At 36.6% G+C, this 24017-nt stretch carries 18 protein-coding genes and 1 pseudogene; 7 read left to right on the top strand and 12 right to left on the bottom strand.

Features of this window, described 5'->3' with window-relative positions:
* Positions 1 to 52: 52 nt before the first annotated feature.
* The 5 genes from ACQKNC_RS04300 to pdhA all read right to left on the bottom strand — a co-directional run bounded on the left by ACQKNC_RS04300 (position 53) and on the right by pdhA (position 5962).
* The gene (locus tag ACQKNC_RS04300) at positions 53 to 835 is read right to left on the bottom strand and encodes an SDR family NAD(P)-dependent oxidoreductase (protein WP_427423641.1); all 783 of its coding nucleotides are present in this window, start codon (positions 833 to 835) and stop codon (positions 53 to 55) included.
* A gap of 227 nt (positions 836 to 1062) precedes the next feature.
* Positions 1063 to 2478, bottom strand: coding sequence for a dihydrolipoyl dehydrogenase (gene lpdA, locus ACQKNC_RS04295; protein ID WP_427423640.1), 1416 nt, complete (start codon positions 2476 to 2478; stop codon positions 1063 to 1065).
* A 5-nt stretch (positions 2479 to 2483) separates the two neighbouring features.
* Positions 2484 to 3818, bottom strand: a complete 1335-nt coding sequence (locus tag ACQKNC_RS04290; protein WP_427423639.1) for a dihydrolipoamide acetyltransferase family protein — start codon at positions 3816 to 3818, stop codon at positions 2484 to 2486.
* A gap of 47 nt (positions 3819 to 3865) precedes the next feature.
* Positions 3866 to 4843, bottom strand: coding sequence for an alpha-ketoacid dehydrogenase subunit beta (locus ACQKNC_RS04285; protein WP_400721577.1), 978 nt, complete (start codon positions 4841 to 4843; stop codon positions 3866 to 3868).
* A 3-nt stretch (positions 4844 to 4846) separates the two neighbouring features.
* A complete protein-coding gene (pdhA, locus tag ACQKNC_RS04280; RefSeq protein ID WP_427423638.1) occupies positions 4847 to 5962 on the bottom strand; it encodes a pyruvate dehydrogenase (acetyl-transferring) E1 component subunit alpha in 1116 nt (371 codons plus the stop codon).
* Positions 5963 to 6355: 393 nt separating this feature from the next.
* Between pdhA and def the strand changes: the two genes are divergently transcribed.
* The gene (gene def / locus ACQKNC_RS04275) at positions 6356 to 6913 is read left to right on the top strand and encodes a peptide deformylase (protein ID WP_427423637.1); all 558 of its coding nucleotides are present in this window, start codon (positions 6356 to 6358) and stop codon (positions 6911 to 6913) included.
* A gap of 204 nt (positions 6914 to 7117) precedes the next feature.
* Complete coding sequence (locus tag ACQKNC_RS04270; protein WP_427423927.1) at positions 7118 to 7447, top strand: hypothetical protein; 330 nt, start codon at positions 7118 to 7120, stop codon at positions 7445 to 7447.
* Between the two features lie 55 nt (positions 7448 to 7502).
* On the opposite strand, the gene ACQKNC_RS04265 is transcribed toward ACQKNC_RS04270, so the two are convergent.
* Positions 7503 to 8273 (bottom strand): Cof-type HAD-IIB family hydrolase, encoded by a 771-nt coding sequence (locus ACQKNC_RS04265; RefSeq protein ID WP_427423636.1) that lies wholly within the window; start codon positions 8271 to 8273, stop codon positions 7503 to 7505.
* A 663-nt stretch (positions 8274 to 8936) separates the two neighbouring features.
* Between ACQKNC_RS04265 and ACQKNC_RS04260 the strand changes: the two genes are divergently transcribed.
* Both ACQKNC_RS04260 and rnjA read left to right on the top strand, forming a co-directional pair.
* A complete protein-coding gene (locus ACQKNC_RS04260; RefSeq protein WP_427423635.1) occupies positions 8937 to 9146 on the top strand; it encodes a DNA-dependent RNA polymerase subunit epsilon in 210 nt (69 codons plus the stop codon).
* Positions 9147 to 9151: 5 nt separating this feature from the next.
* The gene (rnjA, locus tag ACQKNC_RS04255; RefSeq protein WP_427423634.1) at positions 9152 to 10819 is read left to right on the top strand and encodes a ribonuclease J1; all 1668 of its coding nucleotides are present in this window, start codon (positions 9152 to 9154) and stop codon (positions 10817 to 10819) included.
* Between the two features lie 346 nt (positions 10820 to 11165).
* Here the strand turns inward: rnjA and ACQKNC_RS04250 are convergent, their stop codons facing one another.
* On the bottom strand, positions 11166 to 11999 hold the full coding sequence (locus tag ACQKNC_RS04250) for a TetR/AcrR family transcriptional regulator (protein WP_427423633.1): 834 nt from the start codon (positions 11997 to 11999) through the stop codon (positions 11166 to 11168).
* Positions 12000 to 12099: 100 nt separating this feature from the next.
* Between ACQKNC_RS04250 and ACQKNC_RS04245 the strand changes: the two genes are divergently transcribed.
* Both ACQKNC_RS04245 and ACQKNC_RS04240 read left to right on the top strand, forming a co-directional pair.
* Positions 12100 to 15189, top strand: a complete 3090-nt coding sequence (locus ACQKNC_RS04245; protein WP_427423632.1) for an efflux RND transporter permease subunit — start codon at positions 12100 to 12102, stop codon at positions 15187 to 15189.
* 195 nt (positions 15190 to 15384) lie between these two features.
* Positions 15385 to 15939: a GNAT family N-acetyltransferase gene (locus tag ACQKNC_RS04240; RefSeq protein WP_427423631.1), complete on the top strand. Its 555-nt coding sequence runs from the start codon at positions 15385 to 15387 to the stop codon at positions 15937 to 15939.
* Between the two features lie 109 nt (positions 15940 to 16048).
* Here the strand turns inward: ACQKNC_RS04240 and ACQKNC_RS04235 are convergent, their stop codons facing one another.
* From ACQKNC_RS04235 to ACQKNC_RS04215, 5 genes and pseudogenes are all read right to left on the bottom strand, one after another.
* Complete coding sequence (locus ACQKNC_RS04235; protein ID WP_427423630.1) at positions 16049 to 16546, bottom strand: N-acetyltransferase family protein; 498 nt, start codon at positions 16544 to 16546, stop codon at positions 16049 to 16051.
* Between the two features lie 224 nt (positions 16547 to 16770).
* Positions 16771 to 16965: a hypothetical protein gene (locus ACQKNC_RS04230; protein ID WP_427423629.1), complete on the bottom strand. Its 195-nt coding sequence runs from the start codon at positions 16963 to 16965 to the stop codon at positions 16771 to 16773.
* 107 nt (positions 16966 to 17072) lie between these two features.
* Entirely contained in the window at positions 17073 to 19595 is a 2523-nt protein-coding gene (gene mprF, locus ACQKNC_RS04225) for a bifunctional lysylphosphatidylglycerol flippase/synthetase MprF (protein WP_427423628.1), read from the bottom strand.
* Between the two features lie 328 nt (positions 19596 to 19923).
* Positions 19924 to 20628, bottom strand: coding sequence for a response regulator (locus ACQKNC_RS04220; RefSeq protein ID WP_427423627.1), 705 nt, complete (start codon positions 20626 to 20628; stop codon positions 19924 to 19926).
* A pseudogene (locus tag ACQKNC_RS04215) lies at positions 20629 to 22117 on the bottom strand (Spo0B domain-containing protein).
* 437 nt (positions 22118 to 22554) lie between these two features.
* Between ACQKNC_RS04215 and ACQKNC_RS04210 the strand changes: the two are divergent.
* Positions 22555 to 23817, top strand: a complete 1263-nt coding sequence (locus ACQKNC_RS04210) for a dicarboxylate/amino acid:cation symporter (protein ID WP_427423626.1) — start codon at positions 22555 to 22557, stop codon at positions 23815 to 23817.
* The last annotated feature ends 200 nt before the right edge of the window (positions 23818 to 24017 follow it).

Raw genomic sequence — 24017 nt, 5'->3', positions numbered from 1 at the left:
TACATTCATTTTTTAAACAACGCTGAATAAGCTTTTCTTCAAAAATATTACTCTATAAAGCGTGTCCAGAACCACCATCAATATTAATAGAAGTTCCTGTCACATAACTAGCTGCATCTGATACTAAAAAAGTAATGACATTTGCCGCTTCTTGAGTATCCCCTACGCGACCAAGCGGAATCATTTGACCTACTTTGCGAGAATAATTTTCCCACGAAAGCTTTGGCTCTTCTTCTTTCCATTTCTTCTCTATTTGATCACTACGAATAAGCCCAATACAAACAGAATTCACACGAATATTATCTTTACCTAAGTCTTTGCTCATAGCTTTCGTTAATGCAAGCCCTGCAGCACGGCTTACAGTAGTAGGAAGTGAACTTGCTGGTGGTGTTTTAGCCATTACTGCAGTCACATTAACAATTGCACCGCCACCAACCTTACGGAAATGAGGCACAGCATATTTTGAACAATTGACAGCACCAAACACTTTTAAATCTAAATCAGCCTGCCATAGCTCACTACTAACCGATTCAAATGGATTAGCTGAAGCTGTACCTGCATTATTAATAAGAATATCAAGGCGACCAAAATGCTCTACTGCTCGTTCAATTAAGTACTTACAATCCTTTTCCTTTGTAATATCAGTCGGTACAATTAGAACGTCCTCGCCTGTTTCGTTTTTAATACATCCAGCAGCCACTTGGAGCTGTTTTTCCCCACGAGCACAAAGTACAACCTTTGCTCCCTCTTTCACAAGCTGCATCGCTGTATAATAACCAATTCCCTTACTTGAACCTGTAATAATTGCTACTTTCCCCTTTAAGCCTAGTTCCATTTTTTCTCACCCCAGTTTTTTGTTCAACTTCTCTTGTCTCATAAACAGAATTATCATTTCCGGACATCTAGCAGTCAATTTTAGAATCTATCCGTTAATTGATATATTACCAACCGAACTATATTATTTTGAATATTCATTCGATATACCTACTTTATCAAAATTACAAATAATATACAAAAAACGGCTACAAAGCAAATGCTTTATAGCCGTCTTCATTAAATCTATTATTTTTTCGTTACAATGTGGATTGGGTTGCCAAGTAATACTTCAGCAGTTTCCATTGTAATTTCACCTAATGTTGGGTGAGCATGGATTGTTAATGCAAGATCTTCAGCAGTCATGCCACCTTCGATTGCTAAGCCCATTTCAGCGATCATATCAGATGCACCAGCACCTACGATTTGAGCACCGATTAATAAGCCATCTTCTTTACGCGCAACAAGTTTCACGAAACCTTCTGTTTGGTTTAATGCAAGTGCACGACCATTTGCTGCGAATGGGAATTTCGCTGCAGTGTATTCAATGCCTTCAGCTTTTGCTTCGTCTTCATTATAACCAACTGTTGCCATTTCTGGATCTGTGAAGCATACAGCAGGAATAGCTAAATAATCAACGATTGATTTTTCACCAGCAATTGCTTCAGCAGCAACTTTACCTTCGTAAGATGCTTTATGTGCAAGCTGAGGACCTGCTACAATATCACCAATTGCATAGATGTTCGGAATATTTGTACGACATTGTTTGTCAACATTGATTAGACCACGTTCACCGAATTCAACACCGATTTCAGCAAGGCCCATTTCATCTGTATTTGGACGACGACCTACAGTCACTAATACATAGTCAGCTTCAACTTTTTTCTCTTCTCCGCCAACTTCATAAGTTACTACTACGCCGTTTTCTGTTTCTTCAACGCCTTTTGCAGATGCGTTTACTTCCATTTCAACGCCTTTCTTTTTAAGGCCTTTTTTCACGATTTGTGTCATTTGTTTTTCGAAGCCAGCTAAGATATCTTTTCCACCTTCGATAATTGTTACTTGTGAGCCAAGATTAGCATAAGCTGAACCTAACTCTGTACCAATATAACCTCCACCGATAACTACTAATTTACCTGGTACTTCTTGTAAAGAAAGAGCGCCAGTAGAATTTAGTACGCGATTAGAGAATTTAAATGTCGGAATTTCAACTGGGCGAGAACCTGTTGCGATAATTACATTGTTAAATGTGTAAGTTTGAGCAGATTCACCATTGATGATACGCACTGAATGAGCGTCAACGAAATAAGCTTCACCTTGTACAATTTCAACTTTATTACCTTTAAGTAAACCTTCAACACCGCCAGTTAATTTTTTAACAACGCTGTCTTTAAATGCTTGTGCTTTTGAGAAGTCTAATTTCACGTCAGAAGCGATGATACCCATGTCATCTGAATGTTTAGCATGCTCAAAACGGTGACCTACTGAAATTAATGCTTTTGATGGGATACAACCTACGTTTAAGCACACACCACCAAGTACATTTTTTTCAACGATTGTTACTTTTTGGCCAGTTTGAGCTGCACGAATTGCTGCTACATATCCTCCAGGACCTGAACCAATGACAAGAGTATCTGTTTCGATTGGAAAATCTCCTACTACCATTTTTGTTACGCCTCCATTAATAATAATTCTGGTTCACTTAACAAACGCTTTAAGTGATTTAAAGCATTTTGCGCAGTGGCTCCATCAATCATACGATGATCAAAGCTCAATGATAATGCTAACACAGGTGCGGCTACAATTTCACCATTTTTTATTACAGGTTTTTCTGAAATTCGACCAATACCTAAAATCGCTACTTCAGGATGATTAATTACTGGTGTAAACCATTGTCCTCCTGCAGAGCCGATATTCGTAATTGACATCGAAGCACCCTTCATTTCATGTGGTGCAAGTTTGCCTTCACGTGCTTTAGTAGCTAATTCATTAATTTCGTTTGATACTGCAAAAACAGATTTACGATCCGCGTGCTTAATAACTGGTACTAGTAAGCCTTTTTCTGTATCTGCTGCAATACCAATATTGTAATAATGCTTCTGAATAATTTCTTGTGTTGCATCATCTAATGAGCGGTTAAATTCTGGGAACTCGCGTAAAGTTGAAATAAGCGCTTTAACTACGTATGGTAAATACGTTAATTTGACACCCTTTTCAGCAGCGATATCTTTGAATTTTTTGCGATGTGCTACTAGAGCTGTTACATCAACTTCATCCATTAGTGTAACATGTGGAGCCGTTTGTTTCGAGTGAACCATCGCTTTTGCAATCGCTTTTCGAATGCCAGACATTTTCTCACGTGTCTCTGGGAATTCACCTTCAAGGACTACTGGTGCTGCTTGTGCAGTTGTTTCTTGCTGAGCAGCTTCTTCATTAGCCACTGGTGCTACTTCAACCTCTACAGCACCTCCACCTTTTAGGAAATTCTCAATATCTTGTTTTAAAACACGACCGTTTTTGCCTGTACCTTTAACTTCATGAATATTAACATCATTGTCTCGTGCAAATTTACGTACTGAAGGCATTGCAATGATACGCTTATTATCTTTAGCCACAGCTTCAGTCTTTTCAGGAGTTTTCTCTGGAGCTTGCTCATCTTCAACAGGTGCCTTCGCTACTTCCTTACCAAACTCAGCTGTCGCTTGAACTTGAGCCTCTGTTTTTGCTTCAGCATGGTCATCACCTTTTAGCTTTAAGTCTTCATAGCCAGGTGCATCAAAGCGGATTAAGACATCTCCCACAACCGCTACTGTGCCTTCTCCTACTAAAACTTCCTCTACTGTTCCTTCAACCGGAGAAGGAATTTCTACCACTGCTTTGTCATTTTGTACTTCACAAAGAATATCGTCTTCTTTTACTGTATCCCCAGCTTTAACGAACCATTTCACGATTTCTCCTTCGTGAATGCCCTCGCCAATATCCGGTAATCTGAATTCAAATGCCATTGTACCCATCCTTTCTATTTACTGTTGCTTCAAGTATAGAAACTACATTAGAATGTTAAAACTTTTTTCGCTGTTTCCATTACATCTTTAAAGTTTGGTAACCAAACACCTTCAGCTTGTGGGAATGGGTACACAGTATCTGGTGCAGCCACACGAAGCACAGGTGCTTCTAAGCTTAAAATCGCACGCTCTGTAATCTCAGCCACAACATTTGCAGCAATACCTGCTTGTTTTTGGGCTTCTTGTACAACGATAGCACGACCTGTTTTTTCAACTGATGCAATAATTGTTTCAATATCAATTGGTTGAATTGTACGTAAATCAATAACTTCTACAGAGTGGCCTTCTTTTTCTAGCTCTTCTGCAGCCTTTAAGCTTTCGTGAACCATTAAACCATAGGCAATAATTGTTAGATCTTTACCTTCACGTTTTACATCCGCTTTACCTAGTGGAATTTCGTATGCTTCCTCAGGTACTTCTTCACGGAATGAACGATATAATTTTAAATGCTCTAAGAAAATGACTGGGTTATCATTTCGAATAGATGAAATCAATAAGCCTTTAGCATCGTACGGTGTTGATGGGACAACAACCGTTAAACCTGGCTGTGCTGTCATTAAGCTCTCTAAGCTATCAGAGTGCATTTCAGGTGTATGCACACCCCCACCAAATGGAGAACGGATAGTTACAGGTGCATTATAGACACCACCACTACGATAGCTCATACGTGCTAATTGACCACTAATTGAATCCATTACTTCATAAACAAATCCGAAGAACTGTATTTCAGGAACTGGACGGAAACCTTGTAGAGAAAGTCCGATTGCTAAGCCACCAATACCTGATTCTGCTAATGGTGTATCAAATACGCGATCAACACCGAATTCTTTTTGTAGGCCTTCAGTTGCGCGGAATACCCCACCGTTGACACCTACATCTTCCCCGAATACAAGAACGTTTTCATCGTTCTTTAATTCTGTGCGAAGTGCATCTGTAATTGCTTGAATCATCGTCATTTGTGCCATAGGTTATTTCGACTCCTTCTCTTTGTAGATTTCATACTGTTCTTTTAAATTTGATGGCATTTCGCCTTTATACATGTTTTCCATTAACTCTGTTACTTTTTGTTTTGGAGCAGCATCGGCTTTTTTGATCGCCTCTTTAATTTCTTCTTTTGCACGCTCAATAACAGCCTCTTCTTTTTGCTCATCCCACAGACCTTTTGCCTCAAGATATTTACGGAAGCGTACAAGAGGGTCTTTTAGTGCCCATTCACTATCTGTATCAGATGTACGGTAACGAGTTGGGTCATCCCCTGCCATTGTATGAGGACCATAGCGATAGCATAGTGTTTCAATTAAAGTTGGACCTTCGCCATTAACTGCGCGCTCACGTGCATCACGTGTTGCTACGTAAACTGCTAGCGGATCCATTCCGTCCACTAAAATACTTGGTAAACCTGCAGCTACACCTTTTTGAGCAATTGTTTTCGCAGCTGTTTGTAATTCACGAGGTGTTGAAATTGCATATTGGTTATTTTGTACAATGAAGATTGCCGGTGATTTAAACGCACCTGCAAAGTTAATGCCTTCATAGAAATCCCCTTGTGAAGAACCACCATCACCTGTATATGTTACTGCCACAGCCTTTTTACCACGTTTTTGAATACCAAGCGCTACACCTGCCGCTTGAATATATTGTGCACCAATAATGATTTGAGGTGCTAATACGTTTACACCCTCAGGAATTTGGTTCCCCATAAAATGACCACGTGAGAATAAAAACGCTTTATCTAAAGGTAAACCATGCCATACGATTTGTGGTACATCACGGTAACCTGGTAATATCCAATCTTCTTTTTCTAAAGCAAATTGTGAAGCAAGTTGTGAAGCTTCTTGTCCAGCCGTTGGTGCATAGAAGCCTAATCGACCTTGACGGTTAAGAGAGATAGAACGTTGGTCTAAAATACGTGTATAAACCATACGAGTCATTAGCTCATTTAGTTCCTCATCAGAAAGTTTTGGGTCTGCCTCATCATTTATAATTTCGCCTTCTTCATTCAAAATTTGAAACAGTTCAAACTTATCTTCGATTTCAGTTAGCGTTTGTTTAGCATCAAAAATATTATTGTTTTTCTTGCTCATTTGTCACATCTCCCTTTCAACTGTATTAAAATAAATCACCATTTCAACTAGTACAACTTATTCTTTGCACTCAGTATACTTAATAAAATACTGTCGGTCAATCATATATTACGCGTACAAACAAAGATTTTTTCTAAAATAACGTTTGAACAACTCTGTTTTACACTGTACTATATATTAACGAGAACTGTATTATAACAACATTTTAAAAGTACACAATTAACAAGTTTCCTTACATGATTACCAATAGTAGAATGCCCCAGTTCCAAACAATCTAATAGCTTTAGAAAAATTTTTTAAATATATTCAAATAAGGTTTTTTTCATGTGATTGTTTTAATACGTGATGTATACTTATAAGTAAGCACTACAAAGTTGAAAGGAAGATTCACATATGATTTTAATGGATGATATTATTCGCGAAGGTCATCCGACTTTACGCACAAAAGCTGAGGAGGTTAAATTCCCTTTAACTGATGAAGTAAGGCAGCTTGCAGAAGACATGCTTCAATATTTAATAAACAGCCAAGATCCTGAAATTGCTGATAAATATAATTTACGCGGCGGCATTGGTTTAGCTGCCAATCAAGTAAATAGCCTAGACCGAATGTTTGCTCTTCATTTAACAGATGAAAATGGCGAACAATTAAGTTTTGTTGCTATCAACCCAAAAATTGTTAGCCACTCTGTAGAAAACACATACCTTCCAGCAGGTGAGGGCTGCCTTTCTGTAGATCGCAATGTCCCAGGCTATGTACCACGTCATGCTCGTGTTACAGTTAAATTTAAAACTGTTGACGGTGAAGAAAAAAAAATGCGACTTAAAGGAATGCCTGCAATAGCCTTCCAACACGAATTAGACCACCTTAACGGCATTATGTTTTACGATCGCATCAATGAAAAAAATCCATTTGCGGAAATTCCAGATTCTACACCATATGATCGCGATTAGGAGCACATAAAGAAAGCAAACCCCCGCAGTTATTTTTAATTGCGGGTCTACCTTTTTTTCGGCCTTATTGTGATTTTCTATCAACTTTCGATCAGTCTAACTTAAAAATTCCTATTATTTTTATGCCAACACTATTCCATGTTGTAAACGTTCATTAATTTTTTCCAACAGTGCAGGAAGCTCTTTCATCGTTTGAATCGTATAATGTGCACCTATTTCTTTATATATTCGCTCTGTTTTTTCGACAGTAAATTGCTACTCTTCTTTAGTGGGGGATCACCGGAAAAAGGAAATTCAGATTTCAATATCGAAGAGGCTATCACACGAAAACAAATTATAAATATTTCTCAAACTGTATATGTAGCAGCAGACTTTTCAAAATTTAACAAAGATGTCGCTATCCAAGTTTGTCCAGTAAATGAGGTAGATATGATTATCAGAGATTCCACACCCTCCAAGAGACACGATCAATCATTTCACAGAAAAAGGTGTACAACTGAAAATAGTAAAAAAAACATCAAAGACGCTGAATAAACACAAAAGCAACTAGTTGTAGTCAATTCTTACAACTAGTTGCTTTTCTAGCTTCTTAAATGATATTTAATCGGCGCATGATTTTAGCAAGACCGTCCTCATCAACATGCTCAGCAATATGGGTAGCAACAGCCTTTACTCTCTCATGCCCATTCCCCATCGCCACGCCAGTCCCAACAGCTTGTAGCATTTCAATATCGTTCATACCATCTCCAAAAGCAATGGCATCTTCTAAAGTAAGCCCCATTCTTTCAAGCAACTTTTCAATGCCAGCAGCCTTTGAGCCACCCTTCGGTAAAATGTCACAAGAATAGCGATGCCAGCGTACAAATTGTACGTTTGGAAATGTTTCGCAATACAAAGGTTCATCTTTTTCTTCCATAAATATAAGTGTTTGATAGACACTGTTCTGCATATAATAAGTTGCGTCTATCTCTGGATACGGGTATTTTAATGTATTTAAACTTTCTGCCACCCTAGCATTATTTCCACCAGATGCAATCATGCGCTCGTCATCTAAAAATACTACTTGTTCATTTCGTGCTTCAGCAAAGGCTATAATCTTAGCTAGCTCGTCTTTTTCAATACCATTTGTATAGACAACCTCACCTTTATAAACAACATATTGCCCATTAAATGTCACATACGTATTAATATCTAGCTCTTCTAGTAAGGATTGAATCATGAAAGGTGCACGTCCAGTTGCAATTGCTAGCTCATAGCCATTTCGACGAGCTTCAAAAAGTGCTTCTTTCGCAGAAGCAGGTAATATTTTCTCACTATTATAAAGTGTACCATCTACATCAAAAAATAATATTTTCTTCATCTTATACTCCCCTTCAATATGTATAATTCGCAAAGGTCAATTACTTTACAGAGGCATAATTTTTCATTATAATGATCCTAAGGAGTGATGTGCCATGCTGAAGAAACTCAAACGGAAATTGTTGAAGCAACTTCGCGGCATACTCGGAAAAAAATCAATTGCCTAACATTTGCCCTTCATTATTTGAAGGGCTTTTCTTTATTTTAGAGTAACTGCATGATAATATAAAGGAAATGCATTTATTTGGCTATGTGCAACCACTGTCTCATTGCTTTATTCAATTACACCTTGTTGTAATTTTCGTCTGAATTTTGATATGTGCAAAAGGCCTGCACGAGGGCCGATACGATTTTGGTCATTTCGGTAAAGCCACAGGATGTGACGTTTTTGCCGATGCAGGTCGGCTAGTCGTTATTTGTGCCACATCGCTTTCAGACTGTCACAAGGACGCAGTTAGAATAACATCTATATTTATTCATCTCAAAATCATGACATTTGCTGATTGAAGATAAGCAGTGCCATTTTGAAGCACTGAGATACAAGAACTTCAAACGTCTAATTTCGTCCTTAGTATACTAGAAATTTGCTGTTTTTTCTTGTAGTACGTGCGTGGTATTAGTCAAAGATGCAATAAAATTGTACGCAACAAAAGGAGAGCAAACTATGATTTACAAAGTTTATTATCAAGAAAGTGCAAATGAAATTCCAGTTCGCGAAAATACTAAAAGTCTATACCTTGAAGCTACTTCAGACCGCGAAGTACGTGAAAAGCTAAAAGACCGAAACTACAACATCGAGTTCATTCAACTGCTTGAAGGTAACTATTTAGCTTACGAACAAGCAAGTCCGAACTTTGTCTTGGAGGAAATTTAACAAACATGAAGTTTGTTAAAAATGACCAAGCAGCTGTTTTCGCGCTCGGCGGACTGGGCGAAATCGGCAAAAACACTTACGGTGTTCAATTTCAAGATGAAATCATTTTAATTGATGCCGGTATTAAATTCCCTGAAGACGACTTACTCGGCATTGACTATGTTATTCCGGATTATACGTATTTAGTACGCAACGTCGACAAAATTAAAGGTCTATTTATTACACATGGACATGAAGACCATATTGGTGGTATTCCCTACTTATTACGTCAAGTAAATGTCCCTGTCTATGGTGGTAAGCTTGCACTTGGCTTATTACGCAATAAGTTAGATGAGCACGGCTTGCTACGTACGACAAAACTAATCGAAATTAAAGAAGAGGATGTTATTAAGTTTAGAAAAACGTCTGTCAGCTTCTTTAGAACAACACATAGTATTCCAGATGCTTACGGAATTGTTGTAAAAACACCACCTGGTAACATCGTGCATACAGGTGACTTTAAATTTGACTTTACCCCTGTAGGCGAGCCAGCAAACTTAACAAAAATGGCTGAAATCGGCCGTGATGGAGTACTGTGCTTACTTTCAGATAGTACAAATGCAGAAAAACCGAACTTTACAATGTCAGAGCGTACAGTTGGAAAAAGTATCGATGAAATTTTCCGTAAGGTTGATAGTCGTATAATTTTTGCAACTTTCGCATCCAACATTCACCGTTTACAACAAGCAACAGATGCTGCAATAAAATACGGGCGAAAAATTGCTGTTTTCGGCCGTTCAATGGATAATGCCATTACAATTGGTCGTGAACTAGGCTATATTAATGCACCTAAGGATACATTTATTGATGCCCAAAGCATTAATCGTCTTCCTGCCAATGAGGTAATGATATTATGTACAGGCTCTCAAGGTGAACCGATGGCGGCCCTTTCTCGTATTGCAAATGGTACACATCGTCAAATCCAAATTCAGCCTGGTGACACAGTTATCTTTTCTTCTTCACCGGTACCAGGAAATACGGTAAGTGTAAACAAGATCATCAACTTACTTTTCCGTGCAGGTGCAGAAGTTATTCATGGTGCACTTAATAATATCCATACTTCTGGTCACGGTTCACAGGAAGAACAAAAATTGATGTTGCGTTTAATGAAACCTAAATTCTTTATGCCGATTCACGGTGAATTCCGTATGTTAAAAATGCATACTCATCTAGCAGAAGATTGTGATGTTCCACTTGAAAATACATTCGTTATGGAGAATGGTGACGTGCTAGCATTAAGTGCCAATGAAGCACATGTAGCTGGTCGTATCCCTTCAGGAGACGTTTATATTGACGGTAATGGTATTGGAGATATCGGCAATATCGTACTACGTGATCGACGCATTCTTTCTGAAGAAGGTTTAGTTATTGTTGTTGTAAGTGTGGATATGGAAAATCAAAAAATTGTTTCCGGCCCAGACATTATTTCACGAGGCTTTGTTTATATGCGTGAGTCAGGTACGATGATTAATGAAGCACAAAAAATGCTAAATCGTCACCTGAACGAGTCAATTCAAAGCAAAACTCCTCAATGGACTGAGCTGAAAAATGAAATTACTGACGTATTAGGACCATATTTATTTGAAAAAACAAAACGTCGACCTATGATTTTACCGATTATTATGGAGGTTTAACCTCGATTATAAAAAACTACGCAAAAATGCGTAGTTTTTTTATTTTCATTTTTTCGAAACCTCTTTGCTCTTTTTTTCGTATAGGTAATATAACAACTTTAAAAATTTCTCTAACGACTATTATTTTCGAAATGAATTAGAGTAACACATTCAATAAGAGACCGTTTTTGGAAGAACGGCAGCTTGCATGTTCCTATTGTATCTCTATTAGAAGCACCGCAATCAATTCCAATCACCTAGACTATTACATAATTGCCACCAACACTTCAATTTTTCTAACAACCATTTTTTAATCTCAATAAAATAGGATTGTCACCCTTTAGAGTGAGCAATCCTGTCCATATGCCTAAATATTAAAGTATTTAGCTATTACATAAGCAACCCAACTATAATCTGGCTTCAAGCGTATGTTTTCAATCAGACCTTTTAAAATCGGTTTGCTATAAGTTGGGCTTTCGACTTGAATTTTTAATAATTCAAGAGACTCGCGTTCTATAGACTCTTCAAAGCCATCTAGATGTTGTTCGATTAATTCTAGTAACGATTCCTGTGAAACTTCTTCGTTGCATGGTTCCGCTGTTAATCGAACGAGCTCTTCGGTTATAAATGGAATCGTTGTATGCCGTGCAATAATTTCCGTCTTTTCGGCTAGAGATTTAGCCAATTGATCTAAATCGAGTGGTATATCGGAAAAAATAAAAAGTTCTGAATAACTTTTCATAAATCCTTTGATACAATACATGACATCATATTTTGTCTCGTGGAGTTCATCCTGATATAGCTGCTCCAGCATATAAATGATCGTCTTAGACATATCGGCATCATAGGCCATTATTTTCTGAAACAACTCTTTTTTTGTAAGAAGTACTTTCTCATTAAAAAACACGCGGGCAGATGCAGCATGTTTTTTAAATGCTTGAAAAATACTTTTGTAAAACTCAACTAATTTGATATCTTTACTAAGCGAACTTCTGACTACTTGGTCAACGTCAGTGACAAACTGTTGTAGATAATTCTCTACCATTGAAATTAGAAGCTCGTCTTTTGTTTTGAAAGATAAATAAAATGCGCCTTTCGAAATTCCACATCGTTCTGTAATTTGCTGTACAGATGTAGCTTCAAAGCCTTGTTCTGAGAATAGCTCCAACGCTTTCTCCATAATAAGTTGCTTTTTTAACATACTTTTAATTCTCTCCTAATGTATTTCATTGACAAATGACCGATTAGTCATTATTATAAATAACGAAATCTAGTTAGTCAATAAAAGGGCAGGTGTAAAGGTGAAAGGTTTAGTTAATTTCGTATTGAAAAACAAATTGGCAGTGTGGTTACTAACAATTATCATCACTGTCTCTGGTATTTATTCAGGTACAAGAATGAAAATGGAATCCATACCCGACATTTCTGTACCATATTTAATTGTAATGGGTGTCTATCCTGGTGCAACACCCGAACAGGTTATGAATGAGCTTTCCATACCATTTGAAAAGTCCATAGAAAGCTTAGAAGATGTAAAGGCAGTTTACTCATCATCCTCTTCAAACGTAGCACAAGTTCAAGTTGAATATGACTATGGAATTGATATGGATACGAAAAAGCGCCAATTAGAGTCCGCTTTAGATAAGATAAAATTACCTGAAGGTGCTCAAAAGCCGACAGTTATGGCAATTAGTATGAATATGATGCCTGTTGTCGCTTTATCGGTTAGTAGCTCTAAGGAGGATATTGTTGGATTAACGTCAACAGTAGAAAACATCCTACTTCCTAAAATTGAAAAAATTGATGGCGTTGCTTCAGCAACGATCAACGGTCAGCACATTAATGAAGTATCATTTAAATATGATAAAGCGAAAATGGCAGCTCTTGGCTTAACAGAAGATTCTGTCAAGAAAATGATTCAGGCAAGTGATATGTCATTATCACTTGGTTTATATCAATTTACTGTTGGTGAACAGGCCGTTTCAGTAGATGGTAAAGTTAAATCTATCGATGAGTTAAAAGACTTATTGATCCCAGTCACACCTTCAGCTACAAATCCTTCACCATTCGTTCGCTTAGGCGATATTGCAAAGATTGAAGTAGAAGGTAAAGTACAATCCGTATCACGCACAAACGGCAAAGATGCGATTGCGATTCAAATCGTTAAAGCTCAAGATGCAAATACGGTAACAGTCGTAAATGCAGTGAAGGATTTAATGAAAGACGAAGAAAAATCATTAGACGGCCTAAAAGTGGATATCTCACTTGACCAAGGTAAACCGATTGAAGATTCAGTCTACACAATGATTGAAAAAGCAGTATTCGGTGGTGCCATTGCCGTATTAATTATTTTACTATTCTTACGTGATTTCAAATCAACAATTATTTCGATTATTTCTATCCCAGTTTCAGTATTCATGGCATTACTACTATTAAACTGGATGGATATCACCTTAAATATTATGACTCTCGGCGCGATAACCGTGGCGATTGGTCGTGTAATCGATGACTCCATTGTAGTTGTAGAAAATATTTATCGACGTATCCATTTAAAAGATGAAAAACTAACAGGTCGTGCCCTTATTCGTGAAGCGACAATTGAAATGTTCAAACCAATCCTTTCTTCTACATTAGTAACTATAGCAGTATTCGCTCCACTAATTTTTGTAGGCGGTATGGTTGGTGAATTATTCATGCCTTTTGCGCTAACAATGTCATTTGCGCTAGGTGCTTCATTAATAGTGGCGATTACAATAGTTCCAGCTTTATCTCACTTCCTATTCCGTAAAAAAATATACGGTGAGAAAAAAGAAAGTCAACATAAAGAAGTTGGTAAACTAGCTCTTTGGTATAAAGGTGTATTAGCGAAAGCATTAAATCATAAAATCATTACATCAGTAATAGCGATTGTATTGCTTGTTGGTTCTCTTGCTTTAACACCACTTATTGGCTTCAGTTTCATGGGCTCACAAGAAGAAAAGGTAATGTACTTATCGTATACTCCTGGTACAGGCGAGCTAATGAAAGATACAGAAGCAAATGTTGCAAAAGTAGAAAAAGAATTAATGAAACGTAAAGACGTTAATATTTTACAAGTTTCTATCAATGATCCTAAACATGTTGATCCTTCGGCAATGATGATGGGCGGCGGCGCTGGTGGTGCCTTAATGTACCTCATCTTTGATCCAGATATGAAGGACTTCCCTGAAGCACGTAAAGAAGTTGAAGACTATGTAACTAACATCGGTCAATCAGGAACATGGAAATCTCAAAACTTCTCATCAATGTCGGCATCTTCAAATGAAGTAAGTTACACATTATATAGTGAAGATTTAGATAAGCTTCGCACAGCAGTGAAACAAGTGGAAGGTGCATTAAAAGAAGTTGATGGTTTAGAAGAAATTAAGTCTGATAATGAAGATCCATTTGTTGAACATGTCCTAAAAGTAGAGCAAAAAAATGTTCTACAATACGGATTAACTACTGCTCAAATTGTAATGGCTTTAAATGAAAATACATCACCAGAAGTTTTAACAACAGTTAAATATGATGGTGAAGATATTGATGTTATTGTACAACATGATGAAAAAGCTGCGGCTAAATCTATTGATGATGTATTAGCTACTAAAATCCATACAGCTTTAGGCACAACAATGACAATCGGCGAGTTAGTAAAAGTAGAAGATGGCACTACATTAAACAAATTATCTCGCTCAAAAGGTGAATATTTCGCAAAAGTTTCTGGTACGATTATCGGTGACGATATTTCAAAAGCAACTTCAGCTGCTGATAAAGAAATCGATAAATTAGATTTACCTAAAGGTGTAACGACTGGCGTTGGAGGCGTTGCTGCAGACATGCAAGAAACGTTCACACAGCTCGGAATTGCTATGTTAGCTGCTATCGCGATTGTTTACTTCATCCTAGTAGTAACATTCGGTGAAGGTTTAGCACCATTTGCTATTCTGTTCTCACTACCATTCGCAGTAATTGGTGCATTTGTCGGCTTGTACGTCACAAATCAAACAATCTCTGTTTCTGTTATGATGGGACTATTAATGCTGATCGGTATCGTTGTAACGAACGCCATCGTATTAGTAGACCGCATTATCCATATGGAACGTGACGGACTTGTTATGCGCGAGGCCATTTTAGAAGCTGGAGCAACTCGTTTACGTCCAATCCTAATGACTGCCATAGCGACAATCGGTGCGATGATTCCAATGGCACTTGGTAATGGTGGCAGTGGTCTAATTTCAAAAGACTTAGCAATTACCGTAATCGGTGGTTTACTATCTTCAACATTATTAACATTAGTAGTTGTACCAATCGTTTATGAAATGCTATCTAAAATGTTAAAGAAAAACCGAAAAGACATTGAAGAAAATTAATAATTACATGTAAAAAAGGGCTCTCCTTTGCAGGAGCGCCCTTTTTTCTATGTCTTGAGGAAGCATTGTCGTCATTTGTACAACTACTAAACGGTACTTCCCCTCTCAATCTCTAATAAAAAGCTTAACGGTAATTTACAAATCTTGTTATAATTAAATACACTATATTAATTTCACAAATGAAGGGGGAGTTTTGTGAGCGATAGCATTTTTAAACAAACAATACCTGTTTTAAAAACAGCAAGATTAACATTAAGGCCGATTTCATTAAATGATTTAGAGGCAATGTTTAATTATGCTTCTAGTGAAAATGTAGCACGCTATGTAACTTGGGAACCCCATAAAAGTTTAGACGATACAAAAGAGTTTGTTGAGTTAATTTTAAATGGATATAGCCAAGGTAACCATCTATTTTGGGGTATTGAATATGAGCAAAAATTGATTGGCACTATTGACTTCGTGTCGATTAATACGACAAATAAATTTGCGGAGATTGGTTATGTTCTTTCTGAAGCTTATTGGAATAAAGGGATAACGACTGAAGCAGCAAAAAAACTGATCGACTTTGGCTTTAACGAATTAGGATTAGTGCGAATTCAAGCGCGTTGTTTTGAAGAGAATATTGGATCTCAAAAAGTAATGGAGAAATCAGGAATGCTTTTTGAGGGCATTTTAAGAAAAAGTATGTTTGTTAAGGATTATCATCGAAATGTGAAAATGTATGCCATAACGGATGATAATTATTTTTAATCAAACCACCACCATAGCAAAAAGCTTTCCTGCCCCCCTGCTCAAAGGGTGTTTTCAAAGCAAATAAAAAATGAGCCTTACTGAAAATTCAGTAAGGTCCTACTTAATGTTACAATAATTTTGACATGTAATATTCATCCATATATTCCCCTTCAACATATAAGGAATGTCTTTTTGTCCCCTCAATTTCAAACCCCATTTTTTTATATAATGTTATGCCTGCAGTGTTATTCTCCATCACTGTTAGTTCCAAGCGATGCATGCCCTTTTCTTTGGCCCAATCGTCTAGGTGATTAAATAACGCAGTACCAATTTTCTGACCTCTAAAATCACTATGTATGCCAACGACAATATATGCCCTATGTGACACTCTAGATGGCATATTATTACCTTGAACAATTAAATAACCAACTACTCTCTTTTCCATTTCAGCTATAAATAAATCTGAATGACTGTTATTGTTAATATTCTCGATAAATTTAGTAAATTGTTCAGTCTCTAACTTTCGTTCGCCCGGCCCAAATAACATAAAATTAGACTCTTCCGCATTTTTTATAACAGCTATGATCTGTTCAGCATCTTCACGTATTGCTGCTCTTATTAACATTTTTATTTACCCCCTTCTTTCTATTTAGTGACAAAAGTCTTGCGTGTTCATTGTTGCACAGTGACTAGGTGCGATAACCCGTAAGTCATCACCTACTGTTAGTTTATTGGAATTCGTAAACGTCCCTCCTCTAAAACTTAAATTTGAACTAAAATTTTCTCTATTATTTCAAAGCTTTAATGGGAAATCAAATATAAAATTACAATTTTTTCATATATCTTATTTCATCGTGTAATGAAACGTTGATTTCTCACAACTACCTGCTTTGCTTGTTGTTTATCAGCGATTCCGGCCCTTTTATCAGCGATGTTCGATGCTTTATCAGAGATTCCGGCTCTTTTATCAGCGATGTTCGATGCTTTATCAGCGATTCCGGCTCTTTTATCAGCGATGTTCGATGCTTTATCAGCGATGTCCACTACTCTTCCTACGATAAAAATCCATCAAAAAAGATGCATCGCAAAGTAATTTTGCAATGCATCTTTTTTTGTATTGGCTGTGTGACCAATGCGTTTAATTAGGCTACTTATTTTCTCTTTTTGCCAATTAATAGCGTGACTTGTGCCATTGTAAATGGCAATGAAGATTTCTTTCGATACGCTATATACTTTGGCTCCCAAAAATCAGCATATTTTAATTTAAAGTTTTTTAATCCTTTAAAATGGTAGAAGTGCTGTCCATGTAAAAATATTTGTGCTGCAATTTTTTCACTCAAAAAGGAATACCTAGACTTTCCGACATTTGACAATGGCGACATCCCCATATTAAATACATGATAGCCTTCTGCTTTTGCCCATTCAAATAGCGATAGGAAAATGAAATCCATAGTCCCGGATGGCGCCCCCGGTTTAAAACGCATGAGATCTACTGAGATTCCTTCGCCGTTATCGTACATTGGCATGATACTGGCAAAGCCAATAGCTCCCTCTGTTCCGCGTAAAACGGCAATATTTGAAGTGCTTAAATAATGTTCATCAAAAAAGCCAAGAGAAAAGCCTTTTTCTGCCCTTCCCTGCAACCATTTCGTAGATACTTCTTCCAATTCATTCATTAATTCCTGTGAGAAAGGAGGGCTTACTATTTCAACTGTAAAATTTTCTCGTTCAAATTTATTTTTTACTGCTCGACGTCCCTTCATTCCCTTACCAGCAAGTGTAAACTCATCTAAATCTACAAAAGCTTCCTCGCCAAGCTTAAAAAAACTATACCCATTCTCATGTAAAGAAGGAAAAATCTTATTGTTAATTTCATAAAAGACTGGAGTATAACCATGCTTATCAGCCACTTCCAAAAACTCCTGAATAGCAGATAAAAAATCAGCTTCATCTCCTACTGGATCTCCCAGTACAACGATTTTATCAGCAAATATTTGATAAGAAAATAAAACTGTACCTTTTTTATTCCAATGTACAAATTTGTCATGTAAAAAAATTAAATGTGAATACTCCGTCCCTTTATAGGACATCAGATGATTTTTGATTCTCTCTTCTTGCTCCCTCGATAATAGCTTTTCCATTTTCTTAGGTCCACGGATAAAATAACCTATACAAAAAATAGCAATTGCTATTAGGATGCCTATTACTGCACTATAAAATAGGTCTCGGTAATCTGTAATGATATATTCCTGCAGAGAGGCTGGAATATGAATTTTGGAAGTAGGTAAGTTCACATAACCAATCAATACATACATCACTGTAATAATTGTCACTGCAGCAAGGTCAATCAAAACGATTCCCCATGTCAAAACGTTACTTTCACGGTAAAATTGTTTTTTTGAGGCAATTAACAGCCCTGCTACAATCAGTAAAAAAATAGCTTCTTCATAGTCTAAGCCTTTGAAAATTGAAAATACTGCAGAACTAGTTAGTACAATGAGGCATAGCTGATATGCTCTTTTTACTTTATACTTAATCCCTCTACATAACCCTAAGAGAATAAAGCCAGCTGCAACAGTCATTTGATGAGAGACATGCATGATTGGCGAAGATAAAAATTCTTGAGCTATTTTTAGTCGACTTAAAATACCTGGGACCGACGCCGATAGTAATAATACAATACCGGAGAAAAATACCAATATCGTTAATAGCATGTGACTAAGCCTCTGAAAAATAACATTTGGCAAGTCTTCCCACGATTCATTCCAACGATTCCAATATTCTTTTACAAATAAAAGAGCGGAAACCAAAAATGGAAGCACAAAATAGCCAACCCGGTATAAAATTAATAGAAAAAGCACTTTCTCATCAGCGATTCCTAAACTTTGAGTCCCCCATAAAAAAACAAGGTCAAATGAGCCAACTCCACCAGGTATCATACTAACAATTCCCGCACAGGCAGCAATTAAAAATATGGGAATTAAATTGGATAATTCTATTGGGATCATCAAAATAAAAGTTAATATCCAGATAACAAAAAAAATTGCAACCCATTCAGTTACGGAAGTTATTATCAATTGAAGAGAGATCTTGGGATTTATAGAACCTGCCTTTTTATTGCGAATGATGAGCATCGCAATAAATATCGGAACATATAAGCTGACAAGAATAACTGCTATCTTTAACCATCTTACTTCTTTTAGCAATGGGAAGTCCCAAAAGAATAAATACATAATCCACGCTAACAGTGAAATCCCCGTTAAATAAAAGAGTGTTACGGAGGCTATGCTTTTTAACAAGTCTTCCTTATCCTCTTTATATTTCGAATAGAAATAATTACGCAGAAATACACCAACTAGTCCACCAAAGCCAATAAGATTTGAGAAGGTATTCACAATAAATGAATGATTCAGCAAAATACGTTTGTTTATTTTGATTCCTAATATTTTCACTAAAATAACATCATAAAAAATCATTGGTGTAATGGCACAGAAGGTGATAAAAAGAATAAATAAGAGCTCCCATATCTGCAATTCACTCACTTCTTTCCGAAGTAACTGAACATCTATCCCACTTATCGTTTGTAGAATTTCATAAATTGCTATTGCTAAAAGCGCTATTGGAATTAGAATTTTCAAAAATTTAAATAACGACTCTTTTTGAACGTTGAACATGTGTGTTAAACCTACTCCCCATTAGCTTTCTAAAATCAATTATATCTTTAATTTCCATAATACATCCTCCGAAGAATAACATACCATTATTGTAATGGATTCTCTGCTATATGTATCGTCAAAGTAAATTTGCCACTCTGGATAAAGCATATATTATTCACTCTACTGAGTCTATTTACTGCATAATGTATTCATCAATAAACAAATTTCATTCTCAAAATCTAATCCATATTGGTGAGAAAGCAAATGATGCTTCGAATATCCCCTTAGTTACTAAGGTTTCCATATAAAAGATGTATTAAACCGCTTTTTAAGACACTCTTTCGGTTTAAATATAATATCGATGGATAGGACGTCCCACACTTCCATATTGTATATCCACCTTTAATAAACTTTGTTTTTCTAAAAAATCCAAGTAACGTCGAGCTGTTACACGAGCCGTTCCAATGTACGTGGACACTTCTTCCGCTGATACGGCTTCGTTACTCTTTTGAATATAGGCAAGTACCTTGTCTAATGTCGCTCGGTTAAAACCCTTTGGTAGCTCATCAATTATTATTGTCTCAGTGATTGGAGGAACAACTATTTGCTCAGGGAAACGTTGTTGCATTAGACGATCCACATCATGCTGTGTTAGATCTTGCATACCACTTATTTTCTTTCTATATGCTTGATAATTCTTTAAAGTTTGTTCAATTCGTTCAAACGTAAAAGGTTTCATAATATAATCATAGACACCTAGATGTAATATTCTCTGCACAGTAGACATATCATTCGCAGCAGTTACGGCAATAACATCAACTGGAATATGTTCTTCACGAATTTTTCCTAGCGTAATAATACCATCCTGCTCAGGCATAAAAATATCCATAAAGACAAGTTCAGGGTTTAATTGCTTAATCTCCTCTACCCCTTCTACCCCATTACCAGCATAGCCTATCAATGAAAATCCTTTGATTTGCTCAATAAATTGCCTGTTCACTTCTCGTACCATTGGATCATCTTCAATTAATAACACATTTATTACATCCATCTACTCTTCCCCTAACTCAAATAAAATTAAGAAACTTGTCCCTTTCATAAATTCACTCACTACCTCAATTTCGCCATTACCTTTTCTTACGATTTCATGTATTAAATACACCGTCATGCTCATCTACAGAAATCGCAACATATTTATCATTCTTTGAAAGAACATTTAGCGCTTCAAAGGCATTTTCAATTAAATTTCCTAACAATACGACAAAATCGTGGTGATCTAATAATGGTGGAAAGCGTTTAAAGTGACTTTTTCGATCGATTTCTACTTGTATGCCTAATTCCTTGCCATAACTAACTTTACTTAGCAATAATCCTGAAATATTTTCATTATGAAAACGTTCATTCAAAAACTTCGTTAAAGAAGCTTCATTTTCTGTAGTAGCTGTAACGTATTCAAGTGCTTGCTTTGTATGTCCCAATTGCAGAAGTCCCGCAATAGTATGAAGCTTATTTTTATGCTCATGTGTTTGTACACGCAGTGCTTGAACAAATGCTTTAACACCTGTTACCTCTTCCGCAAGCTTTTTCACTGCTGTTAAATCTTTAAACATAGCAACTGCTCCAACTAACTCGCCATTTACAATAATTGGGACACGATTACTCAAAATACTATGATGATTGATGTAGAGCTCTTGATCGTATACTGGTGTTGCCGTTTCAACAATTTCAGGCAATCGTGTGTCAGGCAAAACATCATAAATCTTTTCTCCGATACAATCCTCTATCTTTCTAGTAACTCCTAATATATCAGCTGCTTTTTCATTAAAAATTGTAATATTCATTCCTTTATCGACCGCTATAATGCCTTCATGCATAGCATTGAACGTTTCTGTTCGTTCCACATACATCTTGGCAATCTCATGAGGCTCAAGCCCAAACATCTGCTTTTTAATATGTCGACCGAGTGTATATGCCCCCCAAATACTAAAAAAGAGCGATATAAGAATAGTAATAAAAATTTCATGCTCATAATTTTGCAACATTTCTATAAAAGTTGGCAGTGAATACCCTACAACGACTATGCCTACTTGTTCTTTTTTGTCATCAATAATAGGGACGAAAGCTCGAATCATTACACCCACTTCCCCTTGCGCCTTCGATACATAATAATGCTCACTAAAGGAAGCATTTAAATCCTGTGATTCACTACGTTTTCCTATTTCTTTACTGACCGGGTGAGATATCCTAATACGATCCATATTCATTACAACAATATACTCTGCTTTATTAACAACACGAATTCCATCTACAATTTTATTGACATTTTTCGCCGCTTCTTTAATATTGTCATTTTTCAAATGCATACTGATTTCTGGCACATTTGATACAGTCCGCGCAACGAGCATGGCACGCTGACCAAACTCCTTTTCTTGCTCAGTTATCAGGTTTCCAAGAACAAAGATGCCACCAAGTAAAAAGGAGAATGCAATGATTAAAAATGTCACTAACAGGATTTTGCCGTTTACAGGCATTTTTATCATTTATATTTCCTTCCTTTCCAAATCTGCATTTTACTATTAGAGAAGCTTAATGGGCTAATTTTGCTTATGATCAGAATGTCACTTCTATCAATGATATGCTTTTAAGATTATCTTCAAAATAATCTTTTGACAACACTTTTAGTTGACATAAGTAGGAGAAAGTCATGAACTTAAAGAACAATATTACGAAAAATTGACGTAAAACAAAATTTTCTTTCATTAATTATTTTTGTATTATAACAATAGTAAATTATTCAGGGAGTATCATAACAGCTTGAGTTATTGAAAACACTACGTTTTATTTAAAATATGGATGAATGTACTTAATGAACGATATGTTTCTTATTTTCTAAATCTCTTTTTTCTAAAAGGATTCGCTATGATAATTCTAGTGAAAACGATATCAAAGAGAAAATTTAGAAAAGAGGTAGCATAAAATGAAATTACTGAAAAATCTGACCTTTCAAGTTATAGCTGCGATCATTCTAGGGGTGATTGTTGGGGCTATCTTCCCTGAGTTTGGTGCAAGCCTTAAAATTCTGGCAGACTTATTCATTAAGCTAATTAAAATGTTAATCGCCCCTATTATCTTCTTAACAGTAGTAATCGGAATCGGTAGTATGGGAGATATGAAAAAGGTTGGTAAAATCGGAGGCAAGGCGTTACTCTATTTCGAAATTGTCTCTACCGTTGCCTTAGCAATTGGTATTGCTGTTGCATTAATCGTTAGTCCTGGTACAGGTTTAGATACATCAGGTGCTTCCGAAGCCGATATCTCAAAATATACAACTGCTGCAGCAGAGTCTGAGCAAGGCTTAGGTGCTTTCATCTCTAGCATTATTCCTGAAAACGTTGTAGGTGCACTTGCAACAGGACAATTACTTCCTGTGTTATTCTCTGCAATCTTGTTCGGCTTAGCTGCTGCTTCTATTGGCGCACCTGCAAAACCTGTCATCACATTTTTTGAACAAGTGGCAGAAATTTTCTTCAAAATCGTAAGTATGGTGATGAAAATATCTCCAATAGGTGCTTTTGGTGCAATGGCCTATACAATTGGTAATTTTGGTTTGAAATCGTTAAGCAACTTAGGTCTATTAATGGCTGCAGTATATATTACAATGTTCTTATTCATAGTCTTTGTTTTAGGAACGATCGCAAAATTCTTCGGCTTCAACATTTTTAAATTTATCGCTTATATAAAAGAAGAAATTTTCTTAGTAATTGGTACTTCATCATCTGAATCTGCCTTGCCATCTATGATGCGTAAATTAGAAAACTTTGGCTGCTCCAAGCAAGTTGTTGGATTAGTAGTACCAACCGGTTATTCATTCAATCTTGATGGAACATCCATTTATCTATCAATGGCGGCATTATTTATTGCACAAGCATACGGAATGGAATTGACGTGGATTCAAATTATTACACTTCTTGGGATATTAATGATTACATCTAAAGGAGCCGCTGGTGTAACAGGTTCTGGCTTTATCACATTAGCAGCTACACTTGCTGCTTTCCCAATGATTCCAGTCGAAGGGATTGCACTATTAATTGGTGTTGACCGCTTCATGTCTGAGGCACGTGCCGTAACAAATTTAATTGGTAACGGTGTAGCTTGTGTAGTTGTATCGAAATCCGAAAAAGAGTTTGATATAGAAATGCAAGAACGTGCACTTCAAGGAAAAAATACTATTGTGTCCTAAGAACAAATGCGCTATAGCGCTGGAGAGCCCGAAGCAAAAGTAAACGCTCCACCACTTTTGTCCGAGGAATCGAAGTGCTTAGAGGATGTAGCAATTTAGCCTAGACGCCTACTATGTTCTAGGGTATTCACAGGCAAAAAATCTATATTTTCCTTAACTACGAAAAAGGGTAGTGATAACAGCTAGTTTGCTGTTTCACT

The sequence above is a fragment of the Lysinibacillus sp. NPDC094177 genome (assembly GCF_050279145.1).
Classification (GTDB): Bacteria; Bacillota; Bacilli; order Bacillales_A; family Planococcaceae; genus Lysinibacillus.
This window is presented reverse-complemented; position numbering and strand designations above follow the sequence as displayed.

Bases quoted from the DNA above. Each gene is read 5' to 3' on its own strand.
- ACQKNC_RS04285 (WP_400721577.1), bottom strand. From the start codon at position 4,843: ATGGCACAAATGACGATGATTCAAGCAATTACAGATGCACTTCGCACA.
- ACQKNC_RS04210 (WP_427423626.1), top strand. From the start codon at position 22,555: ATGAAATTACTGAAAAATCTGACCTTTCAAGTTATAGCTGCGATCATT.
- lpdA (WP_427423640.1), bottom strand. From the start codon at position 2,478: ATGGTAGTAGGAGATTTTCCAATCGAAACAGATACTCTTGTCATTGGT.
- ACQKNC_RS04300 (WP_427423641.1), bottom strand. From the start codon at position 835: ATGGAACTAGGCTTAAAGGGGAAAGTAGCAATTATTACAGGTTCAAGT.
- ACQKNC_RS04250 (WP_427423633.1), bottom strand. From the start codon at position 11,999: ATGTTAAAAAAGCAACTTATTATGGAGAAAGCGTTGGAGCTATTCTCA.
- rnjA (WP_427423634.1), top strand. From the start codon at position 9,152: ATGAAGTTTGTTAAAAATGACCAAGCAGCTGTTTTCGCGCTCGGCGGA.
- ACQKNC_RS04270 (WP_427423927.1), top strand. From the start codon at position 7,118: ATGTGCACCTATTTCTTTATATATTCGCTCTGTTTTTTCGACAGTAAA.
- ACQKNC_RS04220 (WP_427423627.1), bottom strand. From the start codon at position 20,628: ATGGATGTAATAAATGTGTTATTAATTGAAGATGATCCAATGGTACGA.
- pdhA (WP_427423638.1), bottom strand. From the start codon at position 5,962: ATGAGCAAGAAAAACAATAATATTTTTGATGCTAAACAAACGCTAACT.
- ACQKNC_RS04260 (WP_427423635.1), top strand. From the start codon at position 8,937: ATGATTTACAAAGTTTATTATCAAGAAAGTGCAAATGAAATTCCAGTT.
- ACQKNC_RS04265 (WP_427423636.1), bottom strand. From the start codon at position 8,273: ATGAAGAAAATATTATTTTTTGATGTAGATGGTACACTTTATAATAGT.
- def (WP_427423637.1), top strand. From the start codon at position 6,356: ATGATTTTAATGGATGATATTATTCGCGAAGGTCATCCGACTTTACGC.
- ACQKNC_RS04290 (WP_427423639.1), bottom strand. From the start codon at position 3,818: ATGGCATTTGAATTCAGATTACCGGATATTGGCGAGGGCATTCACGAA.
- mprF (WP_427423628.1), bottom strand. From the start codon at position 19,595: ATGTTCAACGTTCAAAAAGAGTCGTTATTTAAATTTTTGAAAATTCTA.
- ACQKNC_RS04235 (WP_427423630.1), bottom strand. From the start codon at position 16,546: ATGTTAATAAGAGCAGCAATACGTGAAGATGCTGAACAGATCATAGCT.